The sequence below is a fragment of the Ruegeria sp. AB6 genome, assembly GCF_056542685.1.
The window spans coordinates 635,008-651,701 of the sequence record NZ_JBQGAD010000002.1 but is presented as its reverse complement, the minus strand read 5'-3'; the positions used below and the strand labels follow the sequence as shown (position 1 = coordinate 651,701).

Annotated in this window: 18 protein-coding genes; 12 read left to right on the top strand and 6 right to left on the bottom strand. The window is 60.3% G+C overall.

Translation table 11 applies throughout. The features are described from left to right. Nucleotide 1 precedes the first annotated feature (1 nt). A complete protein-coding gene (locus ACR0DB_RS07350; RefSeq protein WP_170769485.1) occupies nucleotides 2-691 on the bottom strand; it encodes a biotin/lipoate--protein ligase family protein in 690 nt (229 codons plus the stop codon). Then, on the bottom strand, nucleotides 688-1,749 hold the full coding sequence (locus tag ACR0DB_RS07345) for an Mrp/NBP35 family ATP-binding protein (RefSeq protein WP_480549818.1): 1,062 nt from the start codon (nucleotides 1,747-1,749) through the stop codon (nucleotides 688-690). The genes ACR0DB_RS07350 and ACR0DB_RS07345 overlap by 4 nt, the downstream gene beginning before the upstream one ends. Nucleotides 1,750-1,858: 109 nt before the next feature. Between ACR0DB_RS07345 and ACR0DB_RS07340 the strand changes: the two genes are divergently transcribed. Beyond that, a complete protein-coding gene (locus ACR0DB_RS07340) occupies nucleotides 1,859-2,587 on the top strand; it encodes a c-type cytochrome (RefSeq protein ID WP_170784495.1) in 729 nt (242 codons plus the stop codon). On the opposite strand, the gene ACR0DB_RS07335 is transcribed toward ACR0DB_RS07340, so the two are convergent. Beyond that, a complete protein-coding gene (locus ACR0DB_RS07335; RefSeq protein WP_480549816.1) occupies nucleotides 2,581-4,533 on the bottom strand; it encodes a 4Fe-4S binding protein in 1,953 nt (650 codons plus the stop codon). The two genes, ACR0DB_RS07340 and ACR0DB_RS07335, sit on opposite strands and share 7 nt — an antisense overlap. A 263-nt stretch (nucleotides 4,534-4,796) precedes the next feature. Here ACR0DB_RS07335 and ACR0DB_RS07330 point away from each other — a divergent pair, with 263 nt between their 5' ends. From ACR0DB_RS07330 to ACR0DB_RS07280, 11 genes are all read left to right on the top strand, one after another. Beyond that, the gene (locus tag ACR0DB_RS07330) at nucleotides 4,797-5,351 is read left to right on the top strand and encodes a DUF3305 domain-containing protein (protein WP_170788525.1); all 555 of its coding nucleotides are present in this window, start codon (nucleotides 4,797-4,799) and stop codon (nucleotides 5,349-5,351) included. Continuing rightward, a complete protein-coding gene (locus ACR0DB_RS07325) occupies nucleotides 5,348-5,932 on the top strand; it encodes a DUF3306 domain-containing protein (protein WP_170769480.1) in 585 nt (194 codons plus the stop codon). Before ACR0DB_RS07330 ends, ACR0DB_RS07325 begins: the two co-directional genes overlap by 4 nt. Nucleotides 5,933-5,936: 4 nt before the next feature. Beyond that, nucleotides 5,937-6,548 carry a TorD/DmsD family molecular chaperone gene (locus ACR0DB_RS07320; RefSeq protein WP_480549814.1) on the top strand — a complete coding sequence of 204 codons (612 nt, stop codon included), beginning with the start codon at nucleotides 5,937-5,939 and terminating at the stop codon, nucleotides 6,546-6,548. Nucleotides 6,549-6,611: 63 nt separating this feature from the next. Beyond that, complete coding sequence (locus ACR0DB_RS07315) at nucleotides 6,612-6,800, top strand: ubiquinol-cytochrome c reductase iron-sulfur subunit N-terminal domain-containing protein (protein WP_170352882.1); 189 nt, start codon at nucleotides 6,612-6,614, stop codon at nucleotides 6,798-6,800. A 106-nt stretch (nucleotides 6,801-6,906) separates the two neighbouring features. After that, the gene (locus tag ACR0DB_RS07310) at nucleotides 6,907-9,801 is read left to right on the top strand and encodes a formate dehydrogenase subunit alpha (protein WP_480549811.1); all 2,895 of its coding nucleotides are present in this window, start codon (nucleotides 6,907-6,909) and stop codon (nucleotides 9,799-9,801) included. A gap of 12 nt (nucleotides 9,802-9,813) precedes the next feature. Next, nucleotides 9,814-10,407, top strand: coding sequence for a formate dehydrogenase FDH3 subunit beta (gene fdh3B / locus ACR0DB_RS07305; RefSeq protein WP_037307340.1), 594 nt, complete (start codon nucleotides 9,814-9,816; stop codon nucleotides 10,405-10,407). A gap of 106 nt (nucleotides 10,408-10,513) precedes the next feature. After that, complete coding sequence (locus tag ACR0DB_RS07300) at nucleotides 10,514-10,864, top strand: putative quinol monooxygenase (protein WP_480549809.1); 351 nt, start codon at nucleotides 10,514-10,516, stop codon at nucleotides 10,862-10,864. Between the two features lie 26 nt (nucleotides 10,865-10,890). After that, on the top strand, nucleotides 10,891-12,087 hold the full coding sequence (locus ACR0DB_RS07295) for a formate dehydrogenase subunit gamma (protein WP_480549807.1): 1,197 nt from the start codon (nucleotides 10,891-10,893) through the stop codon (nucleotides 12,085-12,087). Beyond that, the gene (locus ACR0DB_RS07290) at nucleotides 12,088-13,347 is read left to right on the top strand and encodes a c-type cytochrome (RefSeq protein ID WP_480549805.1); all 1,260 of its coding nucleotides are present in this window, start codon (nucleotides 12,088-12,090) and stop codon (nucleotides 13,345-13,347) included. It abuts the gene before it with no gap. Between the two features lie 14 nt (nucleotides 13,348-13,361). Beyond that, nucleotides 13,362-13,487 (top strand): hypothetical protein, encoded by a 126-nt coding sequence (locus tag ACR0DB_RS07285; protein ID WP_480549803.1) that lies wholly within the window; start codon nucleotides 13,362-13,364, stop codon nucleotides 13,485-13,487. Further along, entirely contained in the window at nucleotides 13,488-14,360 is an 873-nt protein-coding gene (locus tag ACR0DB_RS07280; RefSeq protein ID WP_480549801.1) for a substrate-binding domain-containing protein, read from the top strand. It begins immediately after the preceding gene. Here ACR0DB_RS07280 and ACR0DB_RS07275 read toward each other — a convergent pair. The 3 genes from ACR0DB_RS07275 to ACR0DB_RS07265 are packed head-to-tail and all read right to left on the bottom strand — an operon-like array spanning nucleotide 14,357 to nucleotide 16,636. Next, nucleotides 14,357-15,175 carry an ABC transporter substrate-binding protein gene (locus ACR0DB_RS07275; RefSeq protein WP_480549799.1) on the bottom strand — a complete coding sequence of 273 codons (819 nt, stop codon included), beginning with the start codon at nucleotides 15,173-15,175 and terminating at the stop codon, nucleotides 14,357-14,359. The genes ACR0DB_RS07280 and ACR0DB_RS07275 overlap by 4 nt on opposite strands. A 20-nt stretch (nucleotides 15,176-15,195) precedes the next feature. Next, nucleotides 15,196-15,930 (bottom strand): ATP-binding cassette domain-containing protein, encoded by a 735-nt coding sequence (locus tag ACR0DB_RS07270; protein ID WP_480549797.1) that lies wholly within the window; start codon nucleotides 15,928-15,930, stop codon nucleotides 15,196-15,198. Further along, nucleotides 15,923-16,636 carry an ABC transporter permease gene (locus tag ACR0DB_RS07265; RefSeq protein WP_480549795.1) on the bottom strand — a complete coding sequence of 238 codons (714 nt, stop codon included), beginning with the start codon at nucleotides 16,634-16,636 and terminating at the stop codon, nucleotides 15,923-15,925. The genes ACR0DB_RS07270 and ACR0DB_RS07265 overlap by 8 nt, the downstream gene beginning before the upstream one ends. Nucleotides 16,637-16,694 lie beyond the last annotated feature (58 nt).

The following is a 16,694-nucleotide window of genomic DNA, read 5'->3' as shown; positions in this document are numbered from 1 at the left end:
TTTAGTTCTCCAGTAGATCCGTCAAGGGGCGCAGGGTTGTTTCGGCACCGTCGCGGATCAGCATTCCGAACCGCTCGTCGGCGCCCAGAAAGACACCTGTGTCATAGGGTTCGCCCACCCCGCGTAGCAGCCCCATCCATTCGGCGTGTAGCGGCGCATTTCCGTCTTCTTGCCAGCGGTTGAGCCATGTCAGCATGTGCCGCGACCAGCTTTCGACCAGTTGAGTCGGCGATACCTCGGCGCAGCCTTCGTCATAAAGCGCTGTGATATCTGGATTTTCGCCGGGCGCTTCGCTGGTTTGTATCAGCGCCAGTTCCCAGCCCACGATCAGCCAGTCGGGTTCGGCCTCGGGCACGGCAGCCGAGGCCGCGACCTGAAACATCCCGCACTTGGCCCCGTTCACACAGATCGGACCATCCCAGTCCAGATGCACCGCAACCTCGGGCGGTGCAAGGGCGCCAAGGGCGTTTTGAAAGCCCACGGCGCACAGAGGCAGCATCGCCATCGCGTCCTGAAGCGGAACCTCAGGTGCAAAGACGATAGCCACACGCAGGCGGTCCGCCTGAATGTTGTAGACCACCGTTCCCGCGTCGCAGCCCAACGCGGCCATGGCTTGCGCGCGCTGAAACGGGTCCTCGCCGCCCTGCACCGGGTGGCCTGCAAGCAGCGGAGGGAACACGGGTTCCGTCATGCGTTGCCCTTGGCAATCATGTCGCGGGCGATTTTGCGGAACGCGTCGGCCTGCGGGCTGTCGGGTTTGCTGACCACGATGGGCGCACCGCCATCAGCGGCCACGCGAATGTCCAGATGCAGAGGGATTTCCCCCAGCAGCGGAACACCCAGCGATTCAGCCTCGGACGCCACACCGCCATGGCCGAACACATGTTCCTCATGCCCGCAATTCGAGCAGATATGCGTGGACATGTTCTCGATCATGCCAACAATCGGCGTTTTCAATTGGTTGAACATGTCGATCCCCTTGCGGGCATCGATCAGGGCCACGTCCTGCGGGGTCGAGACAACGATTGCGCCGTCTACCTGGAACTTTTGGCTCAGCGTTAGTTGCACGTCGCCGGTGCCGGGCGGAAGGTCAACGATCAGCACATCCAGCGCGCCCCATTGCACCTGGTTCATCATCTGCTGCAACGCGCCCATCAACATCGGGCCGCGCCAGACAACCGCTTGCCCTTCGTTGGTCATCAGCCCCATGGACATCATGGTGACGCCGTGATTGCGCAGCGGCAGGATCGTCTTGCCATCGGGGCTGGCCGGACGCCCCGAGACGCCCAGCATCCGGGGTTGCGACGGGCCATAAACGTCGGCATCCAACAGACCCACGCGCCGTCCCTCAGCGGCCAGCGCGCAGGCAAGGTTCGCAGAAACGGTCGATTTACCGACCCCGCCCTTGCCCGAAGCAACAGCGATGATCCGATCCACACCGGCCACCGGCTGAGGGCCGGTCTGCGCCGGTTTCGGCTTGGGTTTCAGATCTGGCGGTGCCTTGTCGGAATGCGCGGTCAGCATGGCCGAAACCTTGGCCACGCCATCCACCATTTGCGCCGCCTGCTCAGCCGTCGCGCGCACCGGCTCCATCTTGTCGGCGTGCTTGGGATCGATCTCCATCACAAAGCGAACGGCGTCGCCTTCGACGTTCAGCGCGCGCACGATACCAGCGCTGACAATGTCCTGACCCGACACCGGATCAGTGATCTTCTTGAGGTTCGCCAGAACCGCGTCACGAACACTCATGCCTGTAACCCTTTGATTTTCCCAACCATGTGGCTGCTGTTCATTGCATGTGTCTCCGTCTCATTCTGTTTATTTGACGCAATTGGGGCGCTGCCGCTAGGCTGACCCCATGCGCGTACTCCTTTTGTGCCTGAGCCTGACGCTCACCGCCACCCCCTCTTGGTCGCAAGAGGCGCTCGGGCTGACTGCCCCGCCCGAAGTTGCCGACTCTGGCCTGTTGCAACATATTCTTCCCCGCTTTTCTCTCAAGACCGGGATACGGGTTATTGCCGATGACGCGGGCGTTTTGGTGTTGGAAAGCGGCCCTCCGGGTGATCCTGTCTTTGCCCGCGATGGGGTGATATACCACCTGCGCATCGGGGACGACACCAAACACGAACGGTTCCGCGACTGGCTGCTGTCGGATATCGGCAAACGCACGGTCGAAGGGTTCGCCCCCGACAATGGCACGCCGTTTTCGGCCGAGTTCGAGATCGCCGCCGTGCAGGAAGAAACCGTGATCGACGGCGATGCCCTGTTGGGCGAGGAACTGTCGATGACCCATTGCGGGCGATGCCACGTGATCGGCCCTCAAAACCGCATGAACGGGCTGGGCTCGACGCCATCCTTTGCCGTACTGCGTGCGATGCCGGACTGGTCGGAACGGTTCGAGGCGTTTTTTGCCCTGAACCCGCATCCGGCCTTTACCCAGATCGACGGGCTGACACCGCCCTTCGACCCGGAACGCCCCTCGCCCATTCATCCGGTCGAGATAACGCTGGACGAGCTGGATGCAATATTGGCCTTTGTCTCGGTCATTCGCGCCGCTGATCTGGGCGCTCCGCTGCAACTTCAGTGATCCTTCCTTTTTGAGAAGTAGTCCTCGGTCGTGACGACCTTCGGGCGCGGCGCGGATTGGAACGGATTGTCCTGATGTTGAAACTGCGCGTTCACTCGGCAATTGTCGCACATCTGGATCATCCGCGCCTGCTCCGAGGTGGCGAACATTGGATGCGTGCCCGACAGCTTCTCCATGATCCGTTCGACCGTGGATTTAACGCCGAACAGCGCGCCGCATTCGACACAGGCAAAGGGCTCTTCCTCGTTCAACACCTGCTGTGACAGGGCGGCATCGCTCAGGTCCAGTTGCGGGACCAGCGTGATCGCGTCCTCGGGGCAGATTGTTCGGCACATGCCGCATTGCAAACAAGCATCCTGCTGGAAGTTCAGCTGCGGCATATCCGGGTTGTCGATCAGCGCCCCCGACGGGCAGAGCGACACGCAACTCAGACACAGCGTGCAACTGTCTGTATTCACGGCCACCGCGCCGTAAGGCGCATCTTCGGGCAATGGCAGCGGAGCATCGGCCTGAGGATTAAGCGCCTGTGCGGCCAAGCGTGCGATTTGACGCCGATTTCCCAAGGGCAGCACCGTGTCGGCCAAAGGTGCTGGAACATCCTGACCATATAGCTGATCGGACATAGCGTCCGGGTCCGCTTTATCAATCAGGCCCAGCTTTCCCACGCCTGCGATGGCCTCGGCCAATGCCAGTTCCCTGTCCAATGCATCCCGCTCGGTCGTTGGTGCCAGCAACACATCCACACGGGCAAATCCATGGGCCAGCGCGGCCAGCATTTCGGAATGACCAAACCCCGAGATCACGTTCAGTTCCAATGGGATCACGTCGGCAGGCAAACCACGACCAAAGCGGGCGGACAGCCGGATCATTTCAGCCCCGTGGGCATCATGAACCAGCAACCGGGGCGCTTGTCCCTCGGCCCGTCGATAAGTGCGCGCCAGAATGTGCATCCGGGACAAAAGTGCTGCAACCGGCGGGTCTTCGTAGGTGATCGCCGTCGAGGGGCAAACCGCCGCGCATTCTCCGCATCCGGCGCAGATCATAGGGTCGATTGACACGTGTTCGCCCGCAGAGGTGATCGCACCGGTTGGGCAGATGTCCAGGCAGTTAGAACACCCTACCTGTTCGGCGCGGGAATGGGCGCAGAGGGTTTCCTCCATCCGAACATAAAGCGGTTTTTCAAAGGTGCTGACCAGTTGCGCCGCTTCAAAGGCCAGACGCTCCACAGCGACGGTATCCTTGGGATCGGCCCTCAGATACCCTTCGCGCTTGGCGGGGGCCTGCACGAAAGGCGTGTCACCGGTCAGGTCCAGAACGATATCGCAGGATGAGCCCGCCCCGTCGCGCGGTTCCGACCATGCAAAGGCTCCGCGTCCGCCGGGTTCTAACTGTTGCAGCGCATCCAGCCGCAGGGAAAATCCACCCAAAGCACCGGTCAGCGACCGAACACGCCCGCGCACCACATCGTAGGCCCGCGACATCGGCTCGCTATCGTCGGTGCTGAGGACCGTGACGGCCAAGGTCGACGACAGGCGCTCGGCCAGATCAAACGCAACTGCACCGGGGCCGATGATAAAACACGTGCCTTCGCTGACGACATCCACGCTGGGCGTGATCGGCTGCGGCAACAGCGCCTCTGCAGCCAGCGCTGCCATCTTGGGGGCGGCATCAGCGCCTTCATCCGACCATCCCGCGCGGTCTCGTAGATCGACGAAACCCGGGGCCTCGACCCCAAGCTCTTCGGCCAGGTTGCGAAAGACTTCCTGCTCTTGTCCACAGGCGACAATCACGTCACCGTCCTGCATAAACTTCGCAGCTGTCTCCAATTCACGCGTACACAGCGCCGTGTGGACCTTGGAACATGTCGCATCGCAAGCGGACGCAATCCTGTCTGCGTCCACGCGCTGAGTGCCCGCGCAGTCGCATAATAGTAGTTTGGTGCTCATATCCCCTCCCCGGATGTCGCGCCATCTCACAGCACAGTAGGCTGTATTCAGAGGACGGCAATGTAAACCCCATCGCAAACACGCCAAATCCAACCCCCGGACGCGCTAAACAACCCTGTTTTTCTACCGGGGAACAAGGCCCCTCACGAACTCGCTATCACCGTATGCGACTAAAGTCGTAGTGCTTGGGCTTGGCAGAAGATCATTTTGTGTACCATAGTGAACATGGGGAAGGCAGGGGAGAGCCTTCCGGGGAGGAATACGTGGCGAAGGCCGCTCATCAAATTGAAATGCCAATTGGCGTCGTTGTGCGCAAAACGCCCGGAGTCACTCGCTGGGCGAAATGGAACTGGCGCGCTGTCGCGGTTTTGCCCGGTGCCGGCCCTGCGGACTGGCACGAGATGCGCCGTGAAGGGGAGGCTGTAGAATACCACGCAGCAACCCTGCCTCTGACGTTGTGGGCGGATGAGACGGAGGCGTATATGGTCAACCTGTCCGACGGCACGCCTTCGATTTACCTTGTGCTGCGCGATGCATTGGACGGGCAGCGCCCTATGGATGCTGTGCTGGTTACAGCCTCACCCTATGAAGGGCAAGACTACGCGGATACTGGTGAAGAGATTGTCGAGAAAATTCCAATGACCGACGGGCTGATCGCCTGGGTGCGGGATTTCGCGTTGGAACATCACCGCGATGAGGTCTTTATCAAACGCAAGCGCGACAAGAAACGCACTGATCTGGTCGAAGATGGCAAAGGCGATGCGCGCATCCGACAAACGTCTGATGTTTACCGCGCCCCGCGGAGGATCATCCAATGACCGAAGCTCGCGATTTCTGGTCCCGCCGCAAAGCCGCCGTTCAGGCCGAGGCTGAGGCCGAAGTAATCGCAGCCGAAGAACAGGTGATCGCAGATCAGCGCGCCGAGCTGGAAGAAAAAACCGACGGCGAGATTTTGGCCGAGCTCAACCTCCCCGATCCCGATCAGTTGCAAGCTGGTGACGATGTCTCGGGCTTTATGGCCAAAGCTGTCCCCGATCGACTTCGCCGCCGCGCCCTGCGCCGGTTGTGGCGGCTGAACCCGGTATTGGCCAATGTGGACGGCTTGGTGGATTATGGTGAGGACTACACCGACGCGGCCTGTGTGATCGAAAACCTTCAGACCGCCTATCAGGTCGGCAAGGGTATGCTTGCTCATGTCGAAGCGCTGGCCGCCAAGGCCGAAGCCGAGACGGAAGATTCCGATATCGAGGTCGAGGCCGAGGAACCTCAGCCAGAACCCGAAGAAATCGACCTGCCCGACCCAGAGCCCTTTCTCGTGGCTGAAATAGAACCAGACGCGCCGGAGGAGGCGGAAGTCGCCCCTGCCCCGCGCCGCATGAAATTTGAATTCGAAGGATGACCGAATGACCGCAAGTGAAGCGCAACAGATGGATGTCTCAGCCGAGGATCGCCTGCGCGCGGATTTCTACAACTTTCTGGGCCTGCTGCTGGCCGGTCCGCCCGATCAGATGCTGCTGGACCAGATGGTGGGTCTCAGCGGCGATGACAGCGATCTGGGTCAGGCTATTCAGGCAATGGCTCGGGTGGCCAAAGTCACCAAACCTGCGGCTGCTGAACGTGAGTTCAATGCCTTGTTCATCGGTTTGGGACGCGGAGAACTTCTGCCCTATGCCAGCTTTTACCTGACCGGATTCCTGAACGAGAAACCATTGGCTCAGCTGCGCAATGACATGGCTGTGCGCGGTATCACGCGGGCGAAAAACGTCTATGAACCCGAAGACAACATCGCCTCGTTGATGGAGATGATGGCGGGTATGATCGTCGGCCGGTTCGGCGCGCCCGCGTCATTGGAGGACCAGAAAGCGTTCTGGAACAAACATATCGGCCCTTGGGCCACGCATTTCTATTCAGATTTGGAAGGCGCCGAGAACTCGGTCCTCTATGCCTCGGTCGGCACTGCCGGACGGGTTTTCATGGAGATCGAGCGCGAAGCTTTCCGAATGTCGGCAGCGTGAAGCGTTGTCATTCGCCAGCGTCCCTTGCGGGGCGTTAAACTGCAAATGGGAAAGGAGACACCCATGAGCAAGACCAAGGAAGAAGGCGCAACGCGCCGCGACTTCCTCAAACTGGCCGGAACTGCAGCACCCGCTGCTGTCGCCGCAGCCAGCCTGACCGGACAGGCCGAAGCAGCCGAGCTGCCCACGGACGAAACCCGGATGCAGGACACTGCGCATACGCGCGCGTATCTGGAAAGCACCCGGTTCTAGGATCGGACGCCTTCACCACCCGACAGACGGTTGCGATTGGCCCTGACGTCGGTTTTGCGAAGTACCAAGCAGCCGTGGCTTACACGGCACGCAAGGGAGGAAAGTAATGCTTAGGAAAAAGACCAACGGGGTTGCGAGACGCCCCCAGCGGACAAGTATCCTGTCCCAGGTCGGCGAGAAAACCGTCGATCGCCGCGCATTTCTGCGTGGCTCGGGCCTGACGATCGGCGGCCTTGCCGCGATCAGCGCCACGGGTGGAACCGTGACGCCAGCCAGTGCCCAGACAGCGGCCAATCAGGCCGTCGAAAACATCAAATCCGTATGCACCCACTGCTCGGTCGGCTGTACAGTCGTTGCCGAAGTGCAGAACGGTGTCTGGGTCGGGCAAGAACCCGGCTGGGACAGCCCGTTCAACCTGGGTGCGCACTGCGCCAAGGGGGCCTCGGTCCGCGAGCACGCCCATGGCGAGCGCCGCCTGAAATACCCGATGAAAAAGGAAGGCGGAGAGTGGAAGCGCATCAGCTGGGAACAGGCGATCGACGAGATCGGCGACGGCATGATGAACATCCGCCAAGAATCCGGACCGGACAGCGTGTACTGGCTGGGTTCTGCGAAACATAATAACGAACAGGCCTATCTGTTCCGCAAGTTCGCCGCCTACTGGGGCACGAACAACGTGGACCATCAGGCCCGTATCTGCCACTCGACCACTGTTGCGGGCGTTGCGAACACATGGGGCTACGGCGCCATGACCAACTCGTACAACGACATGCACAACAGCCGGGCCATCTTTATCATCGGTGGTAACCCGGCCGAGGCGCACCCCGTCTCGTTGCTGCATATCCTGCGTGCGAAAGAGCAGAACAACGCCCCTCTGATCGTTTGCGACCCGCGCTTTACGCGTACCGCGGCCCATGCGGATGAATATGTCCGTTTCCGCCCCGGCACCGACGTTGCACTGGTCTGGGGTATTCTGTGGCATATCTTCGACAACGGTTGGGAGGACAAAGAGTTCATCCGTACCCGTGTCTGGGGTATGGACCAGATCCGCGAAGAGGTTGCCAAGTGGACCCCGGATGAGGTTGAGCGCGTCACCGGCACGCCCGGCTCGCAGCTGCGTCGCGTCGCCCGGACCATGGTGAACAACCGCCCCGGCACCGTTGTGTGGTGCATGGGTGGTACGCAGCACACCAACGGCAACAACAACACCCGCGCCTACTGCGTGCTTCAGCTTGCACTGGGCAACATGGGCACCTCGGGTGGTGGCACCAACATCTTCCGCGGCCACGATAACGTGCAGGGCGCGACGGACCTTGGTGTTCTGTCCCACACCCTGCCCGGCTATTACGGCCTGTCTAACGGTGCATGGGGCCATTGGAGCCGCGTCTGGGGCGAAGATCTGGATTGGCTGAAAGGTCAGTTCGCCACGATCAAGGACAAGGAAGGCAAGGATAAGCCGCTCATGAATGAGCGTGGCATCCCGGTTTCCCGCTGGATCGATGGTGTTCTGGAAGACCCGGCCAACATGGATCAGGACAACAACGTTCGTGCCATGGTTCTGTGGGGCCACGCGCCCAACTCGCAGACCCGGATGACGGAAATGAAGACGGCGATGGAGAAGTTGGACATGCTGGTCGTGATCGACCCGTATCCCACCGTCTCGGCTGTTCTGCATGACCGCACCGACGGTGTCTACCTGTTGCCTGCCTGTACGCAGTTCGAGACACGTGGCTCGGCCACGGCATCGAACCGGTCTCTGCAGTGGCGCGACAAGGTGGTTGATCCGCTGTTCGAAAGCTTGCCGGACGAGGTCATCATGGCCAAGTTCGCCAACAAGTTCGGATGGGCAGACCGCTTCTTCCGCAATATCGAGATGGAAGATGCAGAGACCCCGAATGTTGAAAGCATCACGCGTGAATTCAACTCGGGCCTCTGGACCATCGGCTATACTGGTCAGTCGCCGGAACGTCTGAAAAGCCACATGGCCAACCAGCACACGTTCGACAGAACCACGCTGCAAGCCATCGGTGGACCAAACGACGGCGAGTATTACGGACTGCCGTGGCCCTGCTGGGGTACGCCAGAAATGGGTCATACAGGGACACCAAACCTCTATGACATGTCCAAGCCGGTGGCCGAAGGCGGCCTGACTTTCCGCGCCCGTTTCGGTGTGGAACGCGATGGTGACAACTTGCTGGCCGAAGGGGTCTATAGCGTTGGATCGGAAATTCAGGATGGTTATCCGGAATTCACGATGCAGATGCTGATGGATCTTGGCTGGGATGGCGATCTGACCGCCGAGGAACGCGCGGCGATTGACGCTGTTGCGGGTCCTGAAACCAACTGGAAGACCGACCTCTCCGGCGGTATCCAGCGGGTTGCGATCAAGCATGGCTGTGCGCCCTTCGGGAACGCCAAAGCCCGCGCGGTCGTCTGGACCTTCCCGGATCCGATCCCGCTGCATCGCGAGCCGCTCTATACCAACCGGCGCGATCTGGTGGAGGACTATCCGACCTACGAGGACCGTCAAGCCTATCGTCTGCCCACTCTTTATGCTTCGATCCAAAAGAACGACTTTTCAAAGGATTACCCGATAATCCTGACGTCTGGTCGTCTGGTCGAATATGAAGGTGGCGGTGATGAGACACGGTCCAACCCGTGGCTGGCCGAACTTCAGCAGGACATGTTCGTCGAGATCAATCCGCGCGATGCCAATAACCTTGGCATTCGGGACGGATCACAGGTCTGGGTCGAAGGTCCTGAGGGCGGAAAGGTCAAGGTGATGGCGATGCTGACCAACAGGGTTGGCGCCGGCGTGGCCTTTATGCCGTTCCACTTTGGCGGCCATTTCCAGGGCGAGGATCAGCGGCACAAATACCCCGCAGGTGCAGACCCCTATGTCTTGGGTGAAAGTTCTAACACCGCCCAGACCTATGGCTACGACTCAGTAACCCAGATGCAGGAGACCAAGTGTACTCTCTGCAAGATCTCGGCAGCGTAAAGGAGGACGAAAATGGCTAGAGCAAAGTTTCTCTGCGACGCTGAACGCTGCATCGAGTGCAACGCCTGTGTCACCGCGTGTAAAAACGAACACGAGGTGCCATGGGGCATCAACCGCCGCAGGGTGGTGACGATCAATGACGGCAACCCGGGCGAACGCTCGATCTCGGTGGCCTGTATGCATTGTTCGGATGCGCCTTGCATGGCGGTGTGCCCGGTCGACTGCTTCTATCAGAACGAAGAAGGGGTCGTCCTGCACTCCAAGGACCTGTGCATTGGCTGCGGCTATTGCTTCTACGCGTGCCCGTTCGGCGCGCCGCAATATCCGCAGGCGGGCAACTTCGGATCGCGCGGCAAGATGGACAAATGTACCTTCTGCGCCGGTGGTCCCGAAGAAACGCACTCGACCGCAGAGTTCGCCAAATATGGTCGCAACCGGATCGCCGAGGGCAAACTGCCCATCTGCGCCGAGATGTGTTCCACCAAGGCCCTGCTTGCCGGTGACGGCGACGTGGTCTCGGCCATCTACCGCGAGCGCGTTGTGGCGCGCGGGTTTGGCTCGGGCGCGTGGGGTTGGGGCACCGCCTACGACCAGAAAGACGGCTAAGGTCTAACCGAAGCTCGACAGCCCCCTGCGCTAGGTCGGGGGCTGTCTTACTCTTGCCGGTGGCCGCCTGTCGGTCGCCGCCTTTCCTGTCGAAGGTGGGACGCTCATGACCGATGATATCTACTGGCTGTTGAAGCTGGACCTGAACCCAGAAAAACAGTCCGAGTTCGAGGTCCTGATGGCCGAAATGGTCGCCGCGACCCTCGAGGAAACAGGTGCCAAAACCTATGAGTGGCACCAAAGCGACAGCGGCATTCACATCTATGAACGTTACGCAAGTTCAGATGATGCGATGATTCATATGCAGAATTTTGGGGCAAATTTCGCGGATCGGTTTATGTCCTTACTTACGCCGGTTCAGTTTGATGTCTACGGCCCCGCGAAAGACGACCTTCAGGCGGCCCTGTCCCCTGTCGGAGCCGTTTTTCACAAGCAGATCGGCGGCTTTGACCGCTGACACGACCAAGAATAGGGAGAGAACCCATGCGCCTGATCCATTTTCTGCTCTTCTCGCTCTTCCTGACCGGAGCCGCATGGGCGCAGGACGCCCCGGAATCCCCGGCACCGGATCGCTCGGCCACCGGAGGTGCCACGACGCTTGAGGATATTCTGGCCCGTCAACGGGGCGAGAAAGTGGACAACACTTATCGCTCGGAAAACACTGGCCAAGGCAATGTCGAAGGTTTGCTGGGGCAGTTTGGCACTGCCGGTGTGGCTTCGGACAGTGATGTCTATCGCGCGCTACGCTATGGGTCGGCGGATGTTACCGTGTCGTCTCAGGGGCCCGCAGCCAGTGTTCTGATCCAGGATGGCGGCATGTGGTGGTGGGCTTTCCGCACCGGACCGTTGCGAGAATACGGCACCTACATCATTGCAGGCATGGCCGCCGTGATCCTGCTGTTCTTCCTGATCCGTGGCAAAATCCGCATTGATGGTGAGAAAACCGGGCGCACAGTCACGCGTTTCAATGGGTTTGAGCGGTTCGGCCACTGGCTTTTCGCCGGGTCCTTTTTAGTGCTTGGGTTTACAGGGCTGTTGACACTGTATGGGCGGGATTTCCTGATCCCGATCTTTGGAAAAGAAGGCTTCGCGACTATTGCGCAAGGGTGCAAGTGGCTACACAACAACCTCGCCTGGGCCTTTATGTTGGGGTTGATCATCGTGACGGTGAACTGGATCGCTCACAACATTCCCAACCGGACCGACCTGAAATGGCTGGCCGCCGGTGGCGGTTTGTTCACCAAAGGCAGCCACCCGCCCGCCAAAAAGTTCAATGCCGGTCAAAAGGTCATATTCTGGTCCTGCATTCTGCTGGGCGTGTCGATCAGCCTTTCGGGCCTGTCTCTGCTGTTCCCGTTCGAGATGCCTCTGTTTGCCAAAACCTTCCAGATCGCCAATGCAACCGGCCTGCCTCAGGCAATGGGTTTGAGCCTGCCGGTGCAGATGTCGCCGCAAGAGGAAATGCAATACGCGCAGGTCTGGCATGTGATGATCGCCTATGTTTTCATCGCCATCATCATCGCCCATATCTACCTCGGCTCGGTCGGGATGGAAGGTGCATTTGACGCCATGGGAACCGGCGAAGTCGAAGAGCAATGGGCACGCGAGCACCACTCGTTGTGGCTGGAGGAGGTCCAGGAAAAAGAGGCCAGCAAAGCGGCGGCCTCGCCCGCCGAATAGATGCGCGGGCTGGTTCTGGCGCTGGCGTTGTTGCCCCTGCCCGCTTTAGCTGAGTTCTATACGCTCAAAGGTCATGGCGGTCCGATCATGGGGATCGCCACGGCCCCCGACGGGCGGATCGCCACCGCAAGTTTCGACAACTCTGTCGGCATCTGGTCGGATCAAATGCCGGAATGGCTGGAAGGTCATGAGGCGGCTGTCAACGCCGTCGCCTTCAACGGCACCGCGATCTATTCCGCTGGCGACGACTTCACCCTGCGCCGCTGGCCGGGTGGTGAGGTCGTGGGGCAGCACAAGGGTAAGATCGTACATGTCGCGGCCTCCAAAACCCATGTGGCGACCGCCAGTTGGGACGGCACAATCGGGTTGTGGCCCGTCGATGGATCGGAACCAACGACTCTGACGACCGGCAGCGGAGTGAATGCCGTGGCGTTTACACCTGACGGCAGCCAGCTTTATTCAGCCGGTGTCGACGGCGCTTTGCGCTTGTGGGATGTGACCAGCGGACAGGAAACTCTGCGGCTGGTCGAGCATGGCTTTGGCATCAATGAACTGGTGCTAAACACGCAGGACAACTGGATCGCCTATGGCGCTGTTGATGGTGTCACCCGCATCCGCGACCTGACCACGGGCGAGGAACGTGACTTTACCCTCGACCGTCGTCCTATTCTGGCATTGGCACTCAGCCCGGATCGCAGCATGCTGGCCGTCGGTGACGGCGAAGGCTTCATCATGGTGATCGACACGGTCGAGTGGCGCATCGCGCAGGATTTCCGCGCCACTTTACGCGGCCCGGTCTGGGCGTTGGCGTTTTCACCCGATGGTCAAAACATCCACGCGGGTGGTATTGATGAGGCGATGTACAGTTGGCCGGTCGCCAATCTGCGCGAGCAAGAACGGATGGCTGCGTCCGAGCCCAGCTTCCTCAAAAACCCCGATCAGATGAGCAATGGTGAGCGGCAGTTTGCCCGCAAATGCTCAATCTGTCACAGCCTGACCCCAGACGGGCAACGCCGCGCCGGTCCGACGCTGCATGGCGTCTTTGGCCGCCGGGCTGGAACACTGCCGGGATATTTCTATTCGGACACGCTGCAAGACTCTGATATCATTTGGAATGACGAGACCATAAATGCCCTTTTCGATGAGGGGCCCGACCACTACATTCCGGGGTCGAAGATGCCGATGCAGCGGATCACGCAGCCCAGCGACCGGGACGATCTGGTCGCCTTTCTGCGCCGCGCCACGGCACCGGAAAACTAACGCCGGAGGAGACAATGAAAGCCTTTCTAGCCGCCGTCGCCGCGATGGTCGTCATCGCGATCGCCGCCCCTGCTGTCCTGAACCAGATTGGATTCAGCGCAGCGGACGTCGGAACCGGATCAGCGGTGCGCCTGGACTGAATGCCCGAGTATCTGACCACCAAAGAACTGGCCGATCTGCTGCGCATCGGCGAGCGTAAGGCCTATGATCTGGCGTCTTCGGGCGAGGTACCCTGCGTGCGCGCGATGGGCAAACTTCTGTTTCCCCGTTCCGAGGTTGTCGCCTGGTTAAATGCTTCACGCTCGGGTCCTCAAGTTGAAGAACCGCCCTTGCCGCCGATTGTGGCGGGCAGCCATGACCCGCTGTTGGACTGGGCCTTGCGGGAAAGCGGCTCGGGGTTGGCGACCTATTATGACGGCTCGTTTGACGGGCTGAACCGCCTAAAGGACCGTACTGCGCAGGCGGCCGCGTTGCATATTCATGAGGCGGAAGGGTTCAACACCCAAGCCCTGCGCGATCATCTGGGCGAAGCACCGGTTGTTCTGTTTGAAATCGCTCAACGCCAGCGCGGTTTGTTGCTGGCCCCCGGCGTGTCTGACATCCAAAGCTTCGCGGACCTCAATGGTAGGCGCGTGATCCTGCGGCAAAGCTCTGCCGCCAGCCAAAGACTGTTCGACGCACAGTTGGAGCATCACGGCATGACCCGCGCGGATCTGGACGCCCTGCCCACTTGCGCCCGCACAGAGGAAGAGCTGGCCATCGCCCTGCACGACAGCAAGGCCGAGGCCGGTTTTGGTCTGGGTGCGCTGGCGGGTCTCTATGATCTGGGCTTTAGCGCCACCCATACTGAACGGCTGGACCTTGCGATCTGGCGGCGCGCCTATTTCGATGACCCGATGCTGAAGCTGTTGGCCTTTGTTCAATCCGACCGCTTCGCGGCCCGCGCCGCCGAGTTCGGAGGGTACGACCTAGGCGGGCTGGGCACAATTCACCACAACGGCGCTAGCGGTTAAGACCCGTCGGCGTTGGGGAAAAACAACTGTTCTCCATCCAGTTTGTAGGACGCAATGGCCGCTTGGCCGTCCGGCCCGGTCAGCCAGTCGATAAACCGCTGACCCGCCGCCGCCCTTACGCTTGGGTGTTTTTCCGGGTTCACCAGAATGACGCCATACTGGTTGAACAGGCGCGGGTCGCCCTCGACCATGATCTCAAGCTCGCCCCGGTTGCCAAAGGATTGCCAGGTGGCGCGGTCGGTCAGGACATAGGCGTTCATCCCGCTGGCGACGTTCAATGTGGCCCCCATGCCGGACCCGGTCTCACGATACCACGCACCGGATGCGCCCGTCGGATCTAAATTGGTCGCCGCCCAATGGCGCATCTCGGCCTTGTGCGTCCCGCTGTCATCCCCGCGCGAGGCAAAGGGGGCTTCGGCCTCGGCCACGGCGGTCAGGGCCGCAACGATATCGTCGCCGTCCTTTACTTTGGCCGGGTCCGATTTGGGGCCGACCAGCACGAAGTCATTATACATCACGTCAAACCGCTCAACGCCCCAGCCATCGGCGACGAACTGTTCCTCGGCGGGTTTGGAGTGAACCAGCAGAACGTCTCCGTCCCCGTTCACAGCGTTTCGGATTGCCTGTCCAGTACCGACGGCCACAACGCGCACATCGATTCCGGTTTCAGCCTCGAACCCTGGCAGGATATAGTCCAACAGGCCCGAATTCTGCGTCGACGTGGTGGATTGCACAACGATGAACGGGGCCTCGGCCCACGCAGGGGTCATCAAGCCAAGCGATACCAATGCAGCCCGAAGAAAATCTCGGATCATCCAGATCTCCATAGTTTGAGTTAGGTCACCAGCCCACCAGCAAGATAACGACGCGCGGCGTCGCTTTGCGGGGCGTCCAAAACTTGTCTGGCAACGCCGTGTTCCACCACATGGCCGCCATGCATCATAGCGACATCCGCTGCAAGGCGACGCGCCTGACCGATATCATGTGTGACCATGACGAGCCGAACACCACGGCGCGAGGCGCGCTGGATCATGCGTTCGATCATCTGCGTGGCACTCGGGTCCAGAGCGCTGGTGGGTTCATCCAAAAACAGTGTTTCGGGCTCCAACGCCAACGCACGCAAAATGGCCAACCGCTGCGCCTCGCCCCCAGACAATGAACGAGCAGGCTGCCGCCCTTTGCCGTCCAATCCACCCTCGGCCAACAGGTCTTCGATCCGTGCTTTTCGCTCGCGGCGAGGCAGACCCTTCCGTTTCAGAACAAAGTCAAGATTTCCAGCTACAGAACGGCGCAACAGCACTGGCTGTTGAAACACCATTGCTTGTCGCGCTTTATGGGCATCGGACAAAGGTATGCCATCCTGTTCGATCCGCCCTCGGTCAGGCTGAATCAGTCCATGCAGGCAGCGCAGAAGCAGGCTTTTGCCCGCCCCGTTCGGCCCAAGGATCAGCGTCGGCCCCGGCCCGTCCAAAGACAAATGGGCAACGTCCAGAAGGACCTTTCCCTTGCGTGTTATCTTCACGTCCCGAACCGTCAGGCTGCTGGCCATGTCACACACAAGATCACGCATGGCGCAACCCCTCCTGCTCGGCTCGCAGGCTGACGGTGCTGACCATGGCGTTCACGGCCACCGCAATCCCGATCAGGATTGCGCCCAACGCCAGCGCCAGTGCCAGATTGCCCTTTGAGGTTTCAAGCGCGATGGTCGTGGTCATCACCCGCGTCACATGGTTGATGTTGCCGCCAACGATGATCACCGCGCCCACCTCGGCAATGGCACGTCCGAACCCGGCCAACAGTGCAGTCACCAGCGCCAGGCGTGCATCCCACAGCAACACCGGCACCGAGGCCAAACGCGACACCCCGAGCGAGCGTAGCTGTTCCGAATATTCCTCGGCCAGCATCTCGATCACTTGCCGGGTCAGCGCGGCCACAATAGGTGTCACCAGAACAACCTGTGCGATGATCATTGCGGTCGGGGTATAGAGCAACTCCAGAACACCCAGCGGCCCGGACCGGGACAACATCAGGTAGACCAACAAACCCACAACAACCGGCGGGAAGCCCATCAGAGCATTCATCAGCACGATCAACATTCGCCGCCCCGGAAAGCGCGCAACGGCTAATGCCGCGCCCACGGGCATCCCGATCAGGGCAGAAATCAGAACGGCGAAGACGGAAACTTTGAGCGACAACAACACAATCGCCCACAGCTCCGCATCCCCTGTCAGGATCAGGCCCAAGGCTAAGTTGAATTCTGATGCAAATCCCTGCATTCTGTTCCGTCCAGTCGCGATTTCGTATGAAATGCGATAATTTACAACGGAATACTAA

What these genes read in the sequence shown, in the direction of transcription:
- ACR0DB_RS07265 (WP_480549795.1), bottom strand. Translation starts at nt 16,636, where the DNA reads ATGCAGGGATTTGCATCAGAATTCAACTTAGCCTTGGGCCTGATCCTG.
- ACR0DB_RS07320 (WP_480549814.1), top strand. Translation starts at nt 5,937, where the DNA reads ATGACCGCAAGTGAAGCGCAACAGATGGATGTCTCAGCCGAGGATCGC.
- ACR0DB_RS07315 (WP_170352882.1), top strand. Translation starts at nt 6,612, where the DNA reads ATGAGCAAGACCAAGGAAGAAGGCGCAACGCGCCGCGACTTCCTCAAA.
- ACR0DB_RS07300 (WP_480549809.1), top strand. Translation starts at nt 10,514, where the DNA reads ATGACCGATGATATCTACTGGCTGTTGAAGCTGGACCTGAACCCAGAA.
- ACR0DB_RS07340 (WP_170784495.1), top strand. Translation starts at nt 1,859, where the DNA reads ATGCGCGTACTCCTTTTGTGCCTGAGCCTGACGCTCACCGCCACCCCC.
- ACR0DB_RS07350 (WP_170769485.1), bottom strand. Translation starts at nt 691, where the DNA reads ATGACGGAACCCGTGTTCCCTCCGCTGCTTGCAGGCCACCCGGTGCAG.
- ACR0DB_RS07325 (WP_170769480.1), top strand. Translation starts at nt 5,348, where the DNA reads ATGACCGAAGCTCGCGATTTCTGGTCCCGCCGCAAAGCCGCCGTTCAG.
- ACR0DB_RS07335 (WP_480549816.1), bottom strand. Translation starts at nt 4,533, where the DNA reads ATGAGCACCAAACTACTATTATGCGACTGCGCGGGCACTCAGCGCGTG.
- ACR0DB_RS07280 (WP_480549801.1), top strand. Translation starts at nt 13,488, where the DNA reads ATGCCCGAGTATCTGACCACCAAAGAACTGGCCGATCTGCTGCGCATC.
- ACR0DB_RS07270 (WP_480549797.1), bottom strand. Translation starts at nt 15,930, where the DNA reads ATGCGTGATCTTGTGTGTGACATGGCCAGCAGCCTGACGGTTCGGGAC.
- ACR0DB_RS07285 (WP_480549803.1), top strand. Translation starts at nt 13,362, where the DNA reads ATGAAAGCCTTTCTAGCCGCCGTCGCCGCGATGGTCGTCATCGCGATC.
- ACR0DB_RS07345 (WP_480549818.1), bottom strand. Translation starts at nt 1,749, where the DNA reads ATGAGTGTTCGTGACGCGGTTCTGGCGAACCTCAAGAAGATCACTGAT.
- ACR0DB_RS07290 (WP_480549805.1), top strand. Translation starts at nt 12,088, where the DNA reads ATGCGCGGGCTGGTTCTGGCGCTGGCGTTGTTGCCCCTGCCCGCTTTA.
- ACR0DB_RS07295 (WP_480549807.1), top strand. Translation starts at nt 10,891, where the DNA reads ATGCGCCTGATCCATTTTCTGCTCTTCTCGCTCTTCCTGACCGGAGCC.
- ACR0DB_RS07310 (WP_480549811.1), top strand. Translation starts at nt 6,907, where the DNA reads ATGCTTAGGAAAAAGACCAACGGGGTTGCGAGACGCCCCCAGCGGACA.
- fdh3B (WP_037307340.1), top strand. Translation starts at nt 9,814, where the DNA reads ATGGCTAGAGCAAAGTTTCTCTGCGACGCTGAACGCTGCATCGAGTGC.
- ACR0DB_RS07275 (WP_480549799.1), bottom strand. Translation starts at nt 15,175, where the DNA reads ATGATCCGAGATTTTCTTCGGGCTGCATTGGTATCGCTTGGCTTGATG.